The organism is Streptomyces sp. NBC_00078, assembly GCF_026343335.1.
Lineage (GTDB): Bacteria > Actinomycetota > Actinomycetes > Streptomycetales > Streptomycetaceae > Streptomyces.
In genome coordinates this window covers 7,348,069-7,364,874 of sequence record NZ_JAPELX010000001.1, presented here as the reverse complement: position 1 = coordinate 7,364,874, position 16,806 = coordinate 7,348,069, and the positions used below count along the sequence as shown (strand labels likewise).

The 16,806-nt window shown below is 70.7% G+C and carries 14 protein-coding genes and 3 pseudogenes; 12 read left to right on the top strand and 5 right to left on the bottom strand.

Annotated features, from left to right (window positions below; all coding sequences use genetic code 11):
- Positions 1 to 15 precede the first annotated feature (15 nt).
- The 5 genes from OOK07_RS34310 (at position 16) to OOK07_RS34290 (ending at position 5,246) form a co-directional block, all read left to right on the top strand.
- Positions 16 to 900: a carbohydrate ABC transporter permease gene (locus tag OOK07_RS34310; RefSeq protein ID WP_266800352.1), complete on the top strand. Its 885-nt coding sequence runs from the start codon at positions 16 to 18 to the stop codon at positions 898 to 900.
- Positions 897 to 1,811, top strand: a complete 915-nt coding sequence (locus OOK07_RS34305; protein WP_406313395.1) for a carbohydrate ABC transporter permease — start codon at positions 897 to 899, stop codon at positions 1,809 to 1,811. Before OOK07_RS34310 ends, OOK07_RS34305 begins: the two co-directional genes overlap by 4 nt.
- Positions 1,808 to 3,397 carry a glycoside hydrolase family 43 protein gene (locus tag OOK07_RS34300; RefSeq protein ID WP_266800349.1) on the top strand — a complete coding sequence of 530 codons (1,590 nt, stop codon included), beginning with the start codon at positions 1,808 to 1,810 and terminating at the stop codon, positions 3,395 to 3,397. The genes OOK07_RS34305 and OOK07_RS34300 overlap by 4 nt, the downstream gene beginning before the upstream one ends.
- Before the next feature lie 220 nt (positions 3,398 to 3,617).
- Positions 3,618 to 4,661 carry a LacI family DNA-binding transcriptional regulator gene (locus OOK07_RS34295; RefSeq protein WP_266685696.1) on the top strand — a complete coding sequence of 348 codons (1,044 nt, stop codon included), beginning with the start codon at positions 3,618 to 3,620 and terminating at the stop codon, positions 4,659 to 4,661.
- Positions 4,662 to 4,844: 183 nt separating this feature from the next.
- Positions 4,845 to 5,246: a VOC family protein gene (locus tag OOK07_RS34290; RefSeq protein WP_266800348.1), complete on the top strand. Its 402-nt coding sequence runs from the start codon at positions 4,845 to 4,847 to the stop codon at positions 5,244 to 5,246.
- On the opposite strand, the gene OOK07_RS34285 is transcribed toward OOK07_RS34290, so the two are convergent.
- From OOK07_RS34285 to OOK07_RS34265, 5 genes and pseudogenes are all read right to left on the bottom strand, one after another.
- On the bottom strand, positions 5,229 to 5,915 hold the full coding sequence (locus OOK07_RS34285) for a helix-turn-helix domain-containing protein (RefSeq protein WP_266800346.1): 687 nt from the start codon (positions 5,913 to 5,915) through the stop codon (positions 5,229 to 5,231). The genes OOK07_RS34290 and OOK07_RS34285 overlap by 18 nt on opposite strands.
- A gap of 10 nt (positions 5,916 to 5,925) precedes the next feature.
- A pseudogene (locus OOK07_RS34280) lies at positions 5,926 to 6,114 on the bottom strand (helix-turn-helix domain-containing protein); the annotation flags it as partial.
- Positions 6,115 to 6,392: 278 nt separating this feature from the next.
- A complete protein-coding gene (locus OOK07_RS34275) occupies positions 6,393 to 7,532 on the bottom strand; it encodes a YihY/virulence factor BrkB family protein (protein WP_266685693.1) in 1,140 nt (379 codons plus the stop codon).
- Positions 7,516 to 7,773 (bottom strand): hypothetical protein, encoded by a 258-nt coding sequence (locus OOK07_RS34270; protein ID WP_266800344.1) that lies wholly within the window; start codon positions 7,771 to 7,773, stop codon positions 7,516 to 7,518. The genes OOK07_RS34275 and OOK07_RS34270 overlap by 17 nt, the downstream gene beginning before the upstream one ends.
- Before the next feature lie 319 nt (positions 7,774 to 8,092).
- A pseudogene (locus tag OOK07_RS34265) lies at positions 8,093 to 8,299 on the bottom strand (transposase domain-containing protein); the annotation flags it as partial.
- A 49-nt stretch (positions 8,300 to 8,348) separates the two neighbouring features.
- On the opposite strand from OOK07_RS34265, the pseudogene OOK07_RS34260 reads away from it, so the two are divergent.
- The 7 genes and pseudogenes from OOK07_RS34260 to OOK07_RS43325 form a co-directional block, all read left to right on the top strand.
- Positions 8,349 to 9,197, top strand: a pseudogene (locus tag OOK07_RS34260) (pyridoxal-phosphate dependent enzyme); the annotation flags it as partial.
- Positions 9,198 to 9,292: 95 nt separating this feature from the next.
- The gene (locus tag OOK07_RS34255; protein ID WP_266685691.1) at positions 9,293 to 10,924 is read left to right on the top strand and encodes an acyl-CoA dehydrogenase family protein; all 1,632 of its coding nucleotides are present in this window, start codon (positions 9,293 to 9,295) and stop codon (positions 10,922 to 10,924) included.
- 571 nt (positions 10,925 to 11,495) lie between these two features.
- The gene (locus OOK07_RS34250; protein ID WP_266800342.1) at positions 11,496 to 12,785 is read left to right on the top strand and encodes a GAF domain-containing protein; all 1,290 of its coding nucleotides are present in this window, start codon (positions 11,496 to 11,498) and stop codon (positions 12,783 to 12,785) included.
- Positions 12,786 to 12,980: 195 nt separating this feature from the next.
- On the top strand, positions 12,981 to 14,282 hold the full coding sequence (locus tag OOK07_RS34245) for a hypothetical protein (RefSeq protein ID WP_266685688.1): 1,302 nt from the start codon (positions 12,981 to 12,983) through the stop codon (positions 14,280 to 14,282).
- Positions 14,283 to 14,427: 145 nt separating this feature from the next.
- On the top strand, positions 14,428 to 15,000 hold the full coding sequence (locus OOK07_RS34240) for a GNAT family N-acetyltransferase (protein WP_266800340.1): 573 nt from the start codon (positions 14,428 to 14,430) through the stop codon (positions 14,998 to 15,000).
- Positions 15,001 to 15,239: 239 nt separating this feature from the next.
- Complete coding sequence (locus OOK07_RS34235; RefSeq protein WP_266801861.1) at positions 15,240 to 16,466, top strand: IS110 family RNA-guided transposase; 1,227 nt, start codon at positions 15,240 to 15,242, stop codon at positions 16,464 to 16,466.
- 151 nt (positions 16,467 to 16,617) lie between these two features.
- Positions 16,618 to 16,701, top strand: a complete 84-nt coding sequence (locus OOK07_RS43325) for a putative leader peptide (protein WP_309486338.1) — start codon at positions 16,618 to 16,620, stop codon at positions 16,699 to 16,701.
- The last annotated feature ends 105 nt before the right edge of the window (positions 16,702 to 16,806 follow it).

The window sequence follows — 16,806 nt, the reverse complement described above, 5'->3', positions numbered from 1 at the left end:
TGAGGGCAACCACTGATGACTCGCTCACTGCGCTGGAAGGGTGCCGCCTTCACGGTGCCCTTCCAGCTCGGCTTCGTCTTCCTCTATCTGCTTCCCATCGGCTACGCGGTCTACCAGTCGCTGTACCGGGAGCAGCAGTCCGGGCTGGGGCTCGGCGGCTCGACGGAGACCTTCGCCGGGCTGGACAACTACCAACAGGGCCTGACCGACTCGGCGTTCATGGGTTCCGTGCTGCGGGTGGTGCTGTTCGCCTGCGTGCAGATCCCCGTGATGCTGTTCGTCAGCCTCGTACTGGCGCTGTTCCTGGACACGTTGACCTCGAAGGCCGCCGGCCGGTTCCGGCTCCTCCTGCTGGTGCCGTACATGATCCCCGGCGTGGTCGCCGCGATCGTGTGGATCAACCTGTACAGCCCGGACGTCGGTCCGCTGACCTCGCTGAGCAAGGACCTCGGCTTCGACTGGAACTTCTTCGCGCCGTCGATGGTGTGGCCGTCCATCGGCAACCTGCTCACCTGGCACGGCGTGGGCTACAACATGGTGATCATCTACTCGGCGCTGCAGGGCGTTCCGCGCGAGCTGTTCGAGGCCGCGCGGCTGGACGGTGCCTCCGAGCGGCGGATCGCGCTCAGCATCAAGGTTCCTTATGTGCGGGGGGCGTTGGTGCTCACCGGGATGCTCTCCATCATCCAGATGCTGCAGATCTTCAACGAGCCCGCGCTGTTCAGGAACGTCACCCCGCAGACGGTCAGCGACGACTTCGCCCCGATCATGATCATCTACAACCAGGCGTTCAACGCAGGCAATTACCACTACGCCGCGACACTTTCGGTCCTCCTCGCCCTCATCCTCGGCGTCGCCTCCTTCCTCTTCTACCGGCTGACTTCAAAGGAGGCGGACTGATGCTGACCAAGGACAACGGCACCAGGCAGGCGCACGCCACGGTGCGCCGTGTCAACCGCCCCGATCCCGCGGCCCGTTCGCGCGGCGGCCAGCGCTTCCTGCTCGTCGGCCTGACGCTGGCCGGCGTGTACAGCCTGTTCCCCGTGTGGTGGCTGATCATGGCCGCCACCAAGGACCGCGTCGGCCTGTACCAGAGCAACGGCCTGTGGTTCTCCGGCTGGCATCTGTGGCACAACCTGCACCAGGTGTTCACCTACGAGCACGGCATCTTCCTGCGCTGGACCGCCAACTCGTTCCTGTACGCCGGTGTCGGCTCCCTCGGCGGCACGCTGCTCGCCCTCGCCACGGGCTACGGCCTCGCGCGCTTCGAGTTCCCGGGCCGCAACCTGGTGTTCGCGTGCGTGGTCGGCTCGTTCCTGGTCCCGATCGCCCTGCTCACGCTGCCGCTGTATCTGCTGTTCTCGAAGGTCGGCATCGTCGACACCCCCTGGGCGATGCTGATCCCCTGTCTGATCAACCCGTTCAGCGTCTACCTCGCCAAGGTCTACACCGAGGCCACGATCCCGTACGAGCTCCTGGAGGCGGCCCGGATCGACGGCGCCGGTGAACTGCGCATCTTCTTCAGCATCGTGCTGCGGATGATGACGACGGGCGGTGCCACGGTGTTCCTGCTCGCCTTCGTGAACACCTGGAACGCCTTCTTCCTGCCCCTGACGGTGCTGCGCGGCGAGGAGAACTGGACCCTCAACCTGGGTCTGTACAACTGGTCCGGCAAACGTCTCGAATCCGGCATCGACCTCACCAGCCTGGTGCTGACCGGCGCGCTGCTGTCCATCGTGCCGATGGCGATCACGATGGTGGCGATGCGGCGCTACTGGCGCACCGGTGTCACGCTGGGGGCCCTCAAGTGACCTTGCTGCACAACCCTGTTGTCCGTGGCTTCGCCCCCGACCCCTCACTGGTCCGGGTCGGCGACTGGTACTACGTGGCGACCAGTTCCTTCGAGTGGTTCCCGACCATCCCCATCCACCGGTCACGGGATCTGGCCCACTGGCAGTACGCGGGCCATGTCCGCGGCGCCGCCCCCGGGGACTCGCTGGCCGGGGTGCCGGACTCAGGTGGTGTCTGGGCGCCCTCGCTGAGCTGGGACGGTACGCGGTTCTGGGTGGCGTACTCGGTCGTACGGTCGGTCGGGACACCGTATTTCGACACGGACACGTACATCAGCACGGCAGATGAGGTGGGCGGGACGTGGACGCCGCCGCGCCGGGTGGCGAGCCACGGCTTCGATCCCGCGCTCTTCCACCACGAGGGGCGGCTGTGGCTGCTCAACCTCCAGAACGACCACCGACCGGGTGGACGCCGGTTCGCCGGGATCGTCCTGACCGAGCTGGACCGGGAGACCCTGAGCCCGTTCGGTGGTACCCACTTGCTGCTGCAGCACGAACGGCTCATCGAGGGACCGAAGCTGCTGTGGCGGGAGGGCTGGTACCACCTGGTGCTGGCCGAGGGCGGCACCGGCTTCGAGCACGGGGTACGGGTGGCGCGCAGTCGTGAACTCACCGGCCCCTACCAGCTCGACGACCGGCCCCTGCTGACGTCGCGGGACGACCCGTCGCAGCCGTTGCAGAAGGCCGGGCACGGAGAGCTGGTGCAGACTGCGGGCGGAGACTGGGTGCTGAGCCACCTGACGGCCCGTCCGGTGCGGACACCGGAGGGCCCGCGCTGCACGCTGGGCCGGGAGACGGCGATCCAGGCGGTGGTGTGGGACGAGGAGGGCCGGCCGAGGTTGCGGCACGGGAGCACTCATCCGGCGGTCGAGGTCGACGTGTCCACTCGCCCCGAGCCGCTGCCGCCCCGACCCGCCGCAGCCGACGACCCGCTGGGCTGGCCGTGGAGCACCCTGCGCGCGCACCCGGATCCGTCCTGGGCCGACGTCACGAGCCGTCCGGGCCGCATCCGGCTGCGTGGCCGGCACGGGCCCGAGTCGCGGTGGGCGCACAGTCTGCTGGCCCAGCGGATCACGGAGCACCGGGCGGAGGCCGAGGTCACCGTCGAGGCACGTCCCGCCACCTTCACCCAGGCCGCGGGACTGGTGCTCCGGTACAACGGGGAGTCGTATCTGAGCCTGGACCTGACCTGGGCGGAGCCCGGGAGTGAAGGGCAGCACGGGCAGCAGTGGCGGCGCGGCGGCCGTACGGTGCTTCGGCTCGTGGAACGGGACGAGGCGGACACGCGCACGGTGGCCGTCGTGGACGTCGACGCCCGGGCTCCGGTGACGCTGGGCGTGACCGTCGACGGCGCCGAGGCGCGGTTCTGGTACGTGCGGGACGGAGTGCGTACGCCGGTCGGGGAGCCGTTGGACTTCGGCAGGCTCTCCGACGACCACGGGTCCAAGCTGCGTTTCACCGGGTCGATGGCCGGCATCCACGCCGTGGACCTGGTGGACGCGGCGTTCACGGCCGACTTCAGCGGCTTTTGCCTCGTGTGCTGGTAGCCCTCGCCGCACAGCGCGGCCTGGTGCCCTCGTCCGCCGTGCCCCCAGGCCCACGTTCGAGGTTTCGAAAGCCCGAAACCGTGCAGACCTGCGAAGCCCGGCCTCTTCCCGAGGTGATCCGGTGAACCTACTGTAGGAAGCGATCTAGGAAGCGCTTACTGTTTCCGTCGCTGCTCGAAACTTTTCATGGCCCTCGGGCGGGCCGGAGAGGTGGTTCCCGATGGTCCGCACGGGGAGTGCGAGTGTGGCCGCCGGGCCGACACTGGCGGTCGTGGCCCGCGAGGCGGGAGTCTCCGTACCGACCGCCTCCAAGGTGGTCAACGGCCGGGAGGACGTGGCACCGGAGACGCGCCGCCGCGTCACCGAGGCCCTGGACCGGCTCGGCTACGTCCGCAGGCCCCGGTTCGACGCGGCGAAGGTGCCTGGGCTGGTCGACCTGGTGGTGCACTCGCTGGAGAGTTCCTGGTCGGGGGCGGTGCTGCAGGGAGTGGAGGCGGCGGCGCACGACGCGGGCCTTGAAGTGGTCGTCTCGGCCGGGCTCACCCGCACCCGCGGCGGGCGCCCGGAGCGCGGCTGGCTGGACAAGCTCATCGCACGCGGCTCGTCCGGGGTGCTGTTCAACCTGGCCGAGCTGTCGGTGTCGCAGTACACCTGGCTGGACCAGCACCGCATCCCGTACGTCCTGATCGACCCGATCCTCGAACCGCCGCCGGGTGTGGTGTCGGTGGGCGCGGCGAACTGGCAGGGCGGGGTCACCGCGACCGAGCATCTGCTCTCCCTCGGCCACGAACGCATCGCCGTCATCGCCGGCCACCAGCGCAAGATGTGCAGCAGCGCCCGGGTCGCCGGGTACCGCTCGGCGCTGGCCTCGGCGGGCGTCCGCCATCGCCCGGAATACGTCCGGCACGCCGGTTTCGACGAGGCCGTCGCGCACCGCCGCACGCTCGACCTGCTCGACCTGAGCGAGCCGCCGACGGCTGTCTTCGTCTGCTCGGACCACATGGCGCTGGGCGTGTACCGGGCACTGGCCGAGCGGGGCCTGCGGGTGCCGGACGACATCAGCGTGGTCGGCTTCGACGATCTGCCCGAGTCCCGCTGGATCACCCCCGCCCTCACCACGATCCGGCAGCCGCTCGCGGAAATGGCGGCGTCGGCCCTGCATCTGCTGGTCCGCATGATGCAGGGGGACCGCCCGGAGAGCACGCGTACCGAGCTGTCGACGCGGCTGGTGGAACGGGCGAGCACGGGCCGCTGCGCAGGGTGAGCCGTCTGCCGTGCGCCGGTCGGCGTGCCGTTCACGGTGGACACTCCTCGCGGGCCGGTGACCTTCGACTGAGCAGGTGACCTTCGAGCGAGCCGCGCCCGCCGCCCTGAGCCGTGCCCGGCTCCCTGCGCCGTGTCCGATTCCTTCAAGACCGGCCGACCGGGTGCTGCCTACGGTGACGGCATGACTCCGAAATTCGCCGTGATCGGCCTGGTCGCCTCCGACCTGGCCGCGTCTGTCGCCTTCTACCGTCGCCTCGGGCTCGTCTTCCCCGAGGGCTCCGAGGACCAGCCGCATGTCGAGGCCGAACTGCCCGGCGGGCTGACCCTGGCCCTGGACACCGAGGCCACCGTCCGTTCCTTCCACCCTGCGTGGCAGCCGCCGGCCGGGGGCGGCCGGACGGCGCTCGCCTTCAGGTGCGAGACACCCGCCGCGGTCGACGCCGTCTACGAGGATCTCGTGGGCGCCGGATATCACGGCGAGCTCAAGCCGTGGGACGCCTTCTGGGGCATGCGGTACGCCGTTGTGCACGACCCGGACGGCAACGGCGTCGACCTGTTCGCGCAGCTACCCTCGGCCGAGTAGCTCCCCGAGCGGCATGCCCGCCAACTGCCGCACGTCCCGTGCCAGATGGGCCTGGTCGGCGAATCCGGCCCGGGCCGCCGTCTCGGCGTAGGGCACGCCCTGCCTGGCCAGCCCCAGCGCCCGCTGCAGCCGCAGCACCCGGGCCAGCGTCTTGGGGCCGTAGCCGAAGGCGGTCAGGGAGCGGCGGTGCAACTGGCGGGCGCCGAGACCGAGTTCGTCGGCAGCGGCCGCGACCGGGCGGCCCTCGTCGAGGGCGGTCACGAGGTGTCGCAGCCGCGGGTCGGGGGGCGCAGCGTCCGCGGCCAGCCGCAGCGCCAACTCCTCAAGTCCGCTTGCCGGTTCGGCGGCCGAGTTGACCCGCGCGGCGAACCGGCGGGCCTCGGCGGCCGGCCGGAGTTCGGACAGCGCGACCCTCCGGTCGCGCAGTTCCTGTGCGGGCACGCCCAGAAGGGCGGGCGCGGTGCCGGGACGGAAACGAACGCCCGCCCACAGGCCCGGGGCGCCCTCGGCGATGTACGCGCGCGTGTCGGGCCCGGCGACGAGCAGCCGTCCGTCGTGCCAGAGCAGGTCCATGCACCCGTCGGGCAGCACCCGCCCGGCACCTGCCTCGGACGGGGTGTTGGTCCACACGACGGCCCCGGTCAGCCGGGACGCCCGCTCCGTGTACACGTACGAAAGGCTACGCCGCGCGCGTGCGATGCTCCTGCGGGCTGACCCCGTACACCCTTTTTGAAGGCGCTGGACAGGGCGAACGCGCTGCCGTACCCGACCTGGCGGACGAGCGCCTCCAGGGTGTCGCCGGTGTCGCGCAGCCGGTCGGCGGCCAGGGCGAGAGCCAGCCCATCAGGTACGTCATCGGCGGCTCCCCAGAGGGAGCGCCCGTCGGGGCAGCGGCACTCGGCGCCCGGAAGGATCAGCGCCTGTGGCGCCGTATCGGGGTCGTCGGCGCAGGTGTACCGGTCCGGGGCGCGCGCGATGGGCGGGCGCCGCGCGACTTCGGCGACTTCGTGCGGGAGGCCGCGGCGGCGGGCGGGTGGAAGGCCTAGCTGCATGGCCAGGTTCATTGCCCAGGTTCATCACCCAGCCGCATTGCCCTGAAGCGGCAAACGCCACTCTCGCAACCGGCTCCGGCCCCTGGCGGGTGCTTCAGGATCCCTTGGGCTTGTGCGGCGGGTGGGTGCTCTTCACATGGGTGCGCAGCCGGGACGTCACGTCCTCCGGCGGCAGGAAGCGGGACCAGCGCTCGGGGAACTCGGAGGGCATGTCGGGATCGTTGGGGTCCTCGGGCTCGTGGCCGGCGGCGGCGCGGGCCACGTGCTCGGCCAGCTGCACCTCGCGCAGCCGCTCGTTCGCGGCGCGGGCCGCGGCGGTCGCGGCGGCCGGCCAGACCCGGTCGATCGCGGCGTTGACCGCGGCCCCGACGAGGACGGCGAACGCGGACACACCGATCCACAGCAGCACGGCGACGGGCGCGGCCAGCGAGCCGTAGATGGTGGGGCCCTCGACCGTACTGGTCAGGTAGATGCGCAGCAGGAAGCTGCCGAGCACCCACATCCCCAGAGCGACCAGGGCGCCGGGCACGTCCTCGATCCACGGGGAGCGGACGGGGACGGAGACGTGGTACAGCGTGGTCAGGAAGACGATCGACAGGACGATGACGACCGGCCAGTAGAGGACCTGTACGACGGTCGTCGACCACGGCACCACGTTCACCACGGCATCCGGCCCGGCCACCATCAGCGGCAGCGCGATCGAGCCGATCAGCAGCGCCACGACGAACAGCAGGAAGGACAGCAGACGGGTCTTGACGATGCCCCGGACGCCGTCGAGGCCGTACATCACGGTGATGGTGTCGATGAAGACGTTCACGGCGCGGGAGCCCGACCACAGGGCGAACAGGAAGCCGATGGAGATGACGTCGGGCCGGCCGCCCTTCATCACGTCGTGCAGGATCGGCTGGGCGATCTCCGAGACGCCCTTGTCGGACAGGACGGTCCGGGACGCCTCCAGGAGGTTGTTCTCCACGCTGGCGATGGTGTCGGCGCCGGTCCAGGCGTCGACGTAGCCGAGCAGGCCGATCATGCTGAGCAGCAGCGGCGGCACGGACAGCAGGGTGAAGAACGCGGCCTCGGCCGCGAGGCCCAGGATGCGGTACTCCATGCATGAGTTGACGGTGTCCTTGAGCAGCAGCCAGGCGGTCCTGCGCTTGGAGACGTTCCGGTAGAGGGCACGCGCTCGGTGGAGACGCCCGGGCGGGCTCTGCGGGGGTTCACTTGCTGGCTGCACGACCTAAAGGTATCCGCCGGGACTGGGTGCACTCATCCCCCCGCTCCCTTAGCCCCTCGAAGCTCCGGAGCGGAAACCGGGCGGCAACAGACCAGTAACCATCGATGATTCCCACCCATTTTCCTGCTATGTCCGCGTTGGCCGAAATGTCCAGCCGCACAACCGGAGTCTGCGCCTGCACATCCGCCACCGGTTCGGCGAGTTCCCCGGCCACGCAGATGAACGCCTTTTCGGCAGGCATGATCAATAAATTCCGGAGCGACCGGAACGCGCCAATGGCCGAAATGCCCTTGAACCGTTCATGAAGTCTCCGAAACAATTCGCATTGCATTCGTTGTGCATGCCGCGAACGATTCGGACGCACACGGCACGGGGGACATCGAGGGCCCGGGAACAGGGTCCGATCCAGCCGCGTTACCCGTGATCCGCATAAGATCCATGCGGGTCGCGCCGTGCTGCTCTGCGCCATTTCCACGCGGCCACTTCACACACTTCAGCCACATTCCGAACTCGAATACCAATTCCATGGAATTCTGCCCCACTGTGAACAGCGGGCCGCGTTCCTGCCCGAAAAACAGACACATCGCCAGCACGAAGTACACGACCACCCGGGCCGGCAGCAGACGACTGCGCTGCTCGCCCCGCCCGGTCTCCGCGATCACCTCGTCGACCAGCTGATACGGAAACGCCCGTGTCAGCACCCCGATCGCGACCCGGTCCGACAAACGCTCACCCGCAGGCGACTTGACCTGCCCCATCCTCGCCACACCACAACCAACGAGCGCAGGACATCTAAGTCAACGGCATTGGGTCTAGGCGGCGACCGAGACGGTGAACGCGGCCGAGCGCGAGGGTCTGCTGCGGCCCGGCTCGGTCCTGATCGAGTCCTCGTCCGGGAATCTGGGCGTGGCCCTGAGCGTGATCGCGGCGAGCCGCCGCTACCGGTTCCTGTGCGTGACCGACGCGCGCTGCAACCGGCCGACGATCCGCCTGATGGAGTCGCTCGGCACCCAGGTCCACGTCATCGAGGAACCGGACGCGCGCGGCGGCGGCTTCCTCGGCGCGCGGATGGCGTACGTGAACGCGCTGTGCGCGTCGGACGACCGGTACGTGTGGCTCAACCAGTACCAGAACCAGGGCAACTGGAGGGCACACTTCCGGACCACCGCCCCGGAGATCGCCCGCCGCTTCCCGAACCTGGACGTCCTGTTCGCCGGGGCCGGCACGACCGGGACCCTGATGGGCTGCGCCCGCTGGTTCTGGCAGTGGCGGCGCCGGGTGCGCATCGTCGCCATCGACACCGTCGGCTCCGTGAGCTTCGGCGGGAAGCCGGGGCGCCGTATGGTCCCGGGGCTCGGTATGAGCGTGCCGCCTGCGCGTCTGGACGAGTCGTGCGTGGACCACCTGGTCCGCGTCGAGGAGACCGACGCCATCCTCGCCTGCCGCCGGCTGGCCGCCCGGGGTTTCCTGTTCGGCGGCTCGACGGGGACGGTGATCAGCGGCGCCGGCCAGTGGCTGGCCGAGCACGGCCGCCAGGGCCTCATCTCGGTGGCCATCGCCCCGGACCTCGGCGAACGCTATCTGGACACCGTCTACCGCGAGGGCTGGCCGGCCGACTCGATCGAGGCGGAGGTGGCGCCGGCTGCCGTGGCTCGCCTGGCCTGACACCCGCACCAGGGGGCTCGGCCCCTTGGACCGTCCCGGCCGGTGTGCCGTGTCCCGGGTGTGACCGGTGCCCCGCCCCGGGGTACTTTCGCGGCATGGCGCGAAGCACGCACACCGTGACCAACCAACCTCCACCTCTGGTCGGCTACGACGTCTTCACCTCCGACCACGTCCTGACCTCAGCCGTGGAACGGCACCTCGACCCGGCCCTGCACGACGAGGCGCTCGGCGATCTGTCCGCGCTCGGCCAGGCCTCCGGGTCGGCCCAGGTGCAGGAGTGGGGGGTCCAGGCCGACGAGAACCCGCCCCGGCTGCGTACGCACGACCGCCACGGCCACCGTGTCGACGAGGTCGAGTTCCATCCCGCCTGGCACCGGCTGCTCGGCAAGGGCGTCGCGGCCGGGCTGACCTCGGCCTGGGTCCGGCCCGGCGGCCATGTCCGCAGAGCCGCCGCCTTCCTGGTGTGGACCCAGGTCGACGCCGGAAACCTCTGCCCCCAGTCGATGACCCACGCGGCCGTCCCCGCGCTCCGCACGGACCCGGAGCTGGCCGCCGAGTGGGAGCCGCGGCTGACGTCCATGGTCTACGACCGCGAGCTGCGGCCCGCCCACCTCAAGGCCGGGTCCCTGTTCGGGATGGCCATGACGGAGAAGCAGGGCGGCAGCGACGTACGTGCCAACACGACGGCTGCACGGCCGCTCACCCAGGACGGGGCGTACGAACTCACCGGCCACAAGTGGTTCTGCTCGGCTCCGATGTCCGACGGGTTCCTGGTGCTCGCGCAGGCTCCGGACGGGCTCACGTGTTTCCTCGTGCCGCGCGTTCTGGAGGACGGCGCCCGCAATGTCTTCCGGCTCCAGCGGCTCAAGGACAAGCTCGGCAACCGCTCCAACGCCTCTGGTGAGGTCGAGTTCGAGGGCACCTGGGCGCGCCGGGTCGGCGAGGAGGGCCGCGGGGTGCGGACCATCATCGACATGGTGGCGGCGACCCGGCTGGACTGTGTGCTGGGCTCGGCGGGCCTGATGCGGCAGGCGGTCGCGCAGGCCGTGCACCACTGCACCCACCGGGAGGCGTTCGGCGCGAAGCTGGCCGAGAAGCCGCTGATGCGCAATGTCCTGGCCGACCTGGCACTGGAGTCCGAGGCGGCGACCACCCTCGCGCTGCGGCTCGCCGCCGCCTACGACGACGGCGGCGAGCAGGAGCGGGCGCTGCTGCGGATCGCGGTGCCGGCCGCCAAGTACTGGGTGACCAAGCGGTGCGCGGGTGTGACGGTCGAGGCCGCCGAGTGCCTGGGTGGAAACGGGTACGTGGAGGAGTCGGGGCTGCCGCGGCTGGTGCGTGAGGCGCCGCTGAACTCGATCTGGGAGGGCGCCGGGAACATCCAGGCGCTCGACGTGCTGCGCGCGCTGCAGCGGGAACCGGAGGCCCTCCATGCCTACCTCCAGGAGGTCGGCAGGGCGCGCGGCGCCGACCACCGGCTGGACGGCGCGATCAAGAACCTGCTGACGGAGCTGGCCGATCTGGAAGGGATCGAGGGGCGGGCCCGGCGGCTGGCGGAGCGGCTGGCGCTGGTGCTCCAGGGGTCGCTGCTCGTCCGGTTCGCGCCCCCGGAGGTCGCCGACGCCTTCTGCGCCTCACGCCTGGCCGGCGACGCCGGCACGGCCTTCGGCACGCTGCCACACACCCTCGCCCACGCTTCGATCGTGAACCGAGCCCGCCCGGCCTAGACCCGCAGTCAACAACCTGCCGGAGGCCCACCCCACGCCAAGCCCCCGAGAAACTGCGGCCAACTACCCCTGGGGGCGCGAGGAACCGCGCGACAAGCCACAACACACGCGCACCCGCCAACCCACGCCCAGCGGCACCCCCCGCCGCAAACACAGCCCACCCGCCAAAGGCAACCCCAGCCACCCCAGGGGCGCGAGGAACCGCGCGACAAGCCACAACACACCCGCACCCGCCGACCCACAACCAGTGGCACCCCCCGCCGCGAACACGGCCAAACCACCGGAGGTAAGCCGCGGGGGTGGTGCTGCGCCGACACGGCACCACCCCCGCCGCACTGGCCCGTTCGAGGCCGCGAACGCCGCTCGGGACGGCGTTGCTCAATATTCAATCAACCCGGGACCGTTCACCAGGGTTGCAAGGGGTTGCAACTTGCTGCTGTCTGTCGCTGGAGTGTGCCCGTCCGTCAGCAAGGAACGGCAGTATGAGACGGACAGTACGGACGACTCCCGACTTCCGTGGCCGCGAGGCGACGGAAAACCGGTTCCCGAGCCCTTCTCCCCAGGAGGACCAGTGGCGCACCCGCCGACGGACGTGAGGCAGCTCGTCGTGGGCGACTCGGCGCGCGCGGCACGGGTGCTCAGCGAGGTCCGCGCCGCCAGGCTCTCCGGGCAGCGCGCGCCCGTGGCGCCGCGCCCGGTGATCGAGCAGTCCTGGGGCCGCATGCTGCGCAGCGGTATCGACCCCGACCGCGACCGGCGGTCCGGGCTGCTCTCCGCCGACGAGGTGCGCCGGCGCCGGGAGACCACGGCGCTGCGGCACGTCCTGCCGGTGCTGCAGGAGGGACTGCTGTCGGTCGCGGATGTCGCCCACCACATCATGGTGGTCACGGACGGGGACGCCCGGGTGCTCTGGCGCGAGGGCAGCACGGCCGTGCTGCGCAAGGCGGACGGGCTGGGCTTCGAACTCGGCGCGGACTGGCGGGAGAACGTCGTCGGCACCAACGGCATCGGCACCCCGGCCGTCGTCCGCCGGCCCGTTCAGGTCTTCGCCTCCGAGCACTTCGTGCGCTCACAGACCTCCTGGACCTGTACCGGCGCCCCCATCACCGACCCGCGTGACGGCCGGCTGATCGGTGTCGTGGACGTGAGCGGGCCGCTGGAGACGATGCACCCGGCCACGCTGGCCTGGGTCGACTCGGTGGCCAAGCTCGCCGAGGCCCGGCTGCGCGAGCGGCACCTGGGCTCGCTGGAGCGGCTGCGCGCGGTGGCCGCACCGGTGCTGGCCCGGGTGGGCGGCCGGGCCCTGGCGGTGGACCGGGACGGCTGGACCGCGGCGGTCACCGGGATCCCGTACACGAACCGGATCGCGCTGCCCAAGTCCCTCTCGGCGGGCCGCCGGTGGCTGCCGGCGCTCGGGCTGTGCTCGGTGGATCCACTGGCCGAGGGCTGGCTGATCCGGGCCTCCGACGAGCCCGTTCCGCGCAGTGCCACCCGTGTGGTGCTGGATCTGACGCAGCCGCGCCGCTGGTCGGTGACCGTGTCCGGGTGCGCCGGCTCCTGGAGCCACGAACTGAGCCCCCGGCACGCCGAGTTGCTCTATCTCCTCGCCCTGCACCGCGGTGGGCGCAGTGCGGCGGGCCTGGCCGAGGAGGTGTTCGGCGACCCGGCCCGCAGGGTGACGGTGCGCGCCGAGATGTCCCGAGTGCGCCGCTATCTCGGGGGGTTGCTGGAGCACCGGCCGTACCGCTTCGCCGAGGACGCGGAGGTGGAGCTGCTGCTGCCGGACGATCCGCGCGATCTGCTGCCGCAGTCGACGGCACCTACGGTGATCAACGTACGGGAACCCGTCGAACTGCCCTGAGCGCCTCCCGTACGCATCGGTGCGTGTCCGGAATATGGCACCGAGTGACGCCGCGGCCGCATCTTCCGCATATTTGCAGGGTCTTCGTCCCGGACCGCGCCATACTGCCGTAGCATCCCTCTACGGGCCACCCCACCTGCTCCTTTGGTCAACACCCGGACCAATAACCGCAGTTGGCCCGCCTCGGGAGGACGTATGAAGCAACGTGGCCGACACCGCAGGCAGAAGCGTGGCCGTGCGCTGCGCGCCTTCCTGGCCGGCACCGCCCTCGCACTCACCGCCGCCGCCACCATGATCAGCGCCTCGCAGGCCACGGTCGGTGACAAGCCGGGTGGTCTGAAGAAGCTCGCCTCGTCCGACCGGGCTGCCGCGGGACTGCGCCTCCAGGAGCGTGCGGTGCCGCAGAGCACGCTCGACCGGCTCGCCTCCTCGATGGGCCGGCCCGTCGGCGTGAGCACCGTCCTCGCCGATGCCGACCACTCCCTGCGCGGCACCGCCGACTGCCCGTCCACCGAGCGCGCGGCGCTGCCCGTCGAACCGGCGGCCACGCGCGCGTACTGCTGGGACACCGCCGACACCCGCGGCTGGCGGGCCGGCGCGGTCACCACTTCCGGGGACGCGGATGACGACGGCCTCTGGGGCGAGCACCGGGTGATCCTCTCCGGCTGGACGCACCCCACCGGCCGGTCGGCCGAGCCCGGCCCCGCCCGGGTCGCCGTCGTCGACGCGAGCGACCCCGGCCGACTCACCTACACCTGGGCGGCACTCGTCGTCCCGGTCGACGGCGGCCGCGACTACCGCGGCCTGGCCTCCACCGTCTCCGGCATGGTCTGGTACCAGGGCAAGCTGCTGGTCACCGCCGCCGACGGCCTGTACGTGTACGACATGCACCGCATCCAGCGCGCCACCGTCGACAGCGGCCGGGTCGGCAAGGTGCCGGGCGGCTGGGCGGCGTACGGCTCGAAGTACGTCCTGCCGGCTGTCGGCTCGTACCGGCTCGCCGGCGGGAGCGCCCACCCGGCGGCCATCTCCCTGGACCGCAGCACCGCGCCCGACAGCCTGGTCGCGAGCGAGCGCGTGTCCTCGGCCGGCGGACGGCACAGCCGTCTGTTGCGCTACGCGTTCAGCAGCGACCCGGCCCGGGCCGGTCTGCTGGCCACCGACTTCGCGGGCCGCGCGGTCGCCACCGAGGCGTACGAGACGAAGACCGCCAAGGTCGCCGGCGTCCTGTCGTACCGCTCGCAGTGGTACCTGGCCCGCGCGGCGGACACCCCGGACGGCCACGGCACGCTCTGGCGGCAGGACGCGCGCAACGCGAAGGCCACCGAGTGCGGCTCGGACGAGTCGAACCACTGCTGGACCGGACAGGCCGGATCCCTGTCCTACTCGCAGGAGAGCGGCGAGGTCTGGTCCCAGTCGGGGCGGATGCTGTACGCGCTGCCGCTGAGTGCGATCGACAGGTCCTTGGGACAGCCGACAGGTCCCTGGGACAATTGACGGGTCCTTGGGCGTGTCGACAGACAGTCAGCGTGTCGACGAGGCCCTGGGGCAGTCGACAGGCCCTGGGACAATCGTCAGGTCCCTGGGGGTGTGGGACAGATCGCAATCGACAGACCTCGGGGACGGATGATTCCCTGACGGCATGACCAACATCCCCGTGACCACCTGGTCCCTGGAGCAGACCGCCCCGACCGACCTGCTTCCGGCCGCCGCGCCGGAGGGAGACGTACGGGTCGTCCGCTCCGAGGTCCCCTCCCCCGAGTTCAGCCGCTTCCTGTACGCGTCCGTGGGCGGCGACGTCCGCTGGATCGACCGGCTGGGCTGGACGTACGCGCGGTGGCGGGACCATCTGGACCGGCCCGGGGTGGAGACATGGGTCGCCTACGAGCGGGGCACGCCCGCGGGATACGTGGAGCTGGAGCCGCAGGACGACGGGGCCGTGGAGATCGTCTACTTCGGGCTGCTCCCGGCCTTCCGGGGCCGGGGGATCGGCGGGCACCTGCTGTCGTACGGTGCCGCCCGTGCCTGGGACCTCGCCGAGCGCCGGCCGGAGCTGACGCAGACGAAGCGGGTCTGGCTGCATACGTGCAGCCTGGACGGGGAGCACGCCATGGACAACTACCTGCGCCGGGGGTTCAAGCTGTTCGACACCAAGGTCGAGGAGCAGCCGCAGGTGGCAGCTCCCGGCCCGTGGCCCGGGGCATACCGCGCCTAATGGGAGCTACGGAGCCGGGGAATGCTCGGGTCCGTAGCCGCCAGCAGGTGAGCACTACCGACGCCGGAAGCATTCGACTTCTGAGGTCAGACCGTGCCCCTGCTGGTCGGCCGGGAGGCCAGACCGTTGATGGGGTGGCGTGCCCGCCGGGCAGTGGGGCGTGAGCACTGGATCCATTAGGCCGCGTGCCGTGCCTTCCGCAGGCTGCATGGAGCAAAGCACCTGACCAGGAGGACGAGTTGCTGCTGATCGGCGATGACTGGGCCGAAGACCACCACGACGTCGAGGTCCAGGACGAGGCAGGCCGAAAACTCGCCGCGGCGAGGCTGCCCGAGGGCGTGGAGGGAATCGCGAAGCTGCACGAGCTCCTGGCCAAGCACGGCGGCGAGGGCCTGGATGCCGCCGACGTGGTGGTGGGGATCGAGACCGACCGCGGCTCCTGGGTGCAGGCCCTGATCGCCTCCGGCTACCAGGTCTATGCCATCAACCCGCGGCAGGTCGCCCGGTTCAAGGAACGCTATGCCTCCTCCGGCGCCAAGAGCGACAGGGGCGACGCGCACGCGCTGGCGGACATGGTCCGCATCGACCGGGCCCAGCTGCGGCCGGTGGCCGGGGACAGCGAGCAGGCGCAGGCCGTCAAGGTCGTCGCCCGCGCCCACCAGACCTTGATCTGGGAACGCGTTCGCACGTTCCAGCGGCTGCGCAGCACGCTGCGCGAGTACTTCCCCGCCGCCCTGGCCGCCTACGCGGACCTCACACTGACCAGCACGGACGCCCTGGAACTGCTGATCAAGGCCCCTACCCCGGCGGCCGGGGCGAAGTTGACCCGTGCCCAGATCACCGCCGTTCTGGCCCGTGCCCGCCGGCGCAACCGGGACGCGAAAGCGGCCACGATCCAGGCCGCGCTGCGCGAACGGCAGCTGGGCCTGCCCGAGCCGGTCACGACCGCCTACGCGGCCACCGTCACCGCTCACGCGAAGCTGCTGATCGCCCTGAACGAGCAGATAGCCGACCTGGAAGGGCAGGTGAGGGCCCATTTTCTCAAGCACCCAGACGCTGAGATCTACCTCTCGATGCCCGGCATCGCGGAGATCACCGGCGCCCGGGTGCTCGCCGAGTTCGGGGACGACCCCACCCGCTACGCGTCCGCCAAAGCCCGCAAGAACTACGCCGGCACCAGCCCCATCACCCGGGCCTCCGGCAAGAGCCATACCGTCCAGGCCCGATACGTCCGCAACAACCGGCTCGCCGATGCGTTGCAGACCCAGGCGTTCTCCGCCCTGCGCGCCTCGCCCGGCGCCCGCCACTACTACGACAAACAACGCGCCCGCGAGGCCGGTTACAACCCGGCCCTGCGGCAGCTCGGCAACCGCCTCGTCGGCATCCTCCACGGATGCCTCAAGACCCGAACCCTCTACGACGAAGCGACCGCCTGGTCGCACCACGCCCACACCCCTGCCGCTTGACACCAAACGACATGGGGTGTCTGACCTGCATGGACAAGACCGTCCGCAGCCGATGTGATCGACGACACCCTCGTCTCACCTTTCGAGACCAGGGTGTCCGCATCGTGGACGAAGCTGGACTGTGTCCAGACTGCCGTGACACGCTTTCGTCATGTCTGGAACTGGAATTGCCTTGGTGAGTCGGCGGCACGTCGACCTCGGCCGCATGTCCAGCGCCATCTGTCCGGCGAGCTGAGAGCACAGCACGCCCGATATCTCCTGACACTCCGTCTCATCCCGCGCAATGACGCGCATGCACACCCATGCGCCCGTACGCGCAGGTCAGAGCCGCTTTCCCGCC

Bases quoted from the DNA above. Each gene is read 5' to 3' on its own strand.
- OOK07_RS34310 (WP_266800352.1), top strand. From the start codon at position 16: ATGACTCGCTCACTGCGCTGGAAGGGTGCCGCCTTCACGGTGCCCTTC.
- OOK07_RS34295 (WP_266685696.1), top strand. From the start codon at position 3,618: ATGGTCCGCACGGGGAGTGCGAGTGTGGCCGCCGGGCCGACACTGGCG.
- OOK07_RS34290 (WP_266800348.1), top strand. From the start codon at position 4,845: ATGACTCCGAAATTCGCCGTGATCGGCCTGGTCGCCTCCGACCTGGCC.
- OOK07_RS34270 (WP_266800344.1), bottom strand. From the start codon at position 7,773: ATGCCTGCCGAAAAGGCGTTCATCTGCGTGGCCGGGGAACTCGCCGAA.
- OOK07_RS34255 (WP_266685691.1), top strand. From the start codon at position 9,293: ATGGCGCGAAGCACGCACACCGTGACCAACCAACCTCCACCTCTGGTC.
- OOK07_RS34245 (WP_266685688.1), top strand. From the start codon at position 12,981: ATGAAGCAACGTGGCCGACACCGCAGGCAGAAGCGTGGCCGTGCGCTG.
- OOK07_RS34240 (WP_266800340.1), top strand. From the start codon at position 14,428: ATGACCAACATCCCCGTGACCACCTGGTCCCTGGAGCAGACCGCCCCG.
- OOK07_RS43325 (WP_309486338.1), top strand. From the start codon at position 16,618: ATGTCTGGAACTGGAATTGCCTTGGTGAGTCGGCGGCACGTCGACCTC.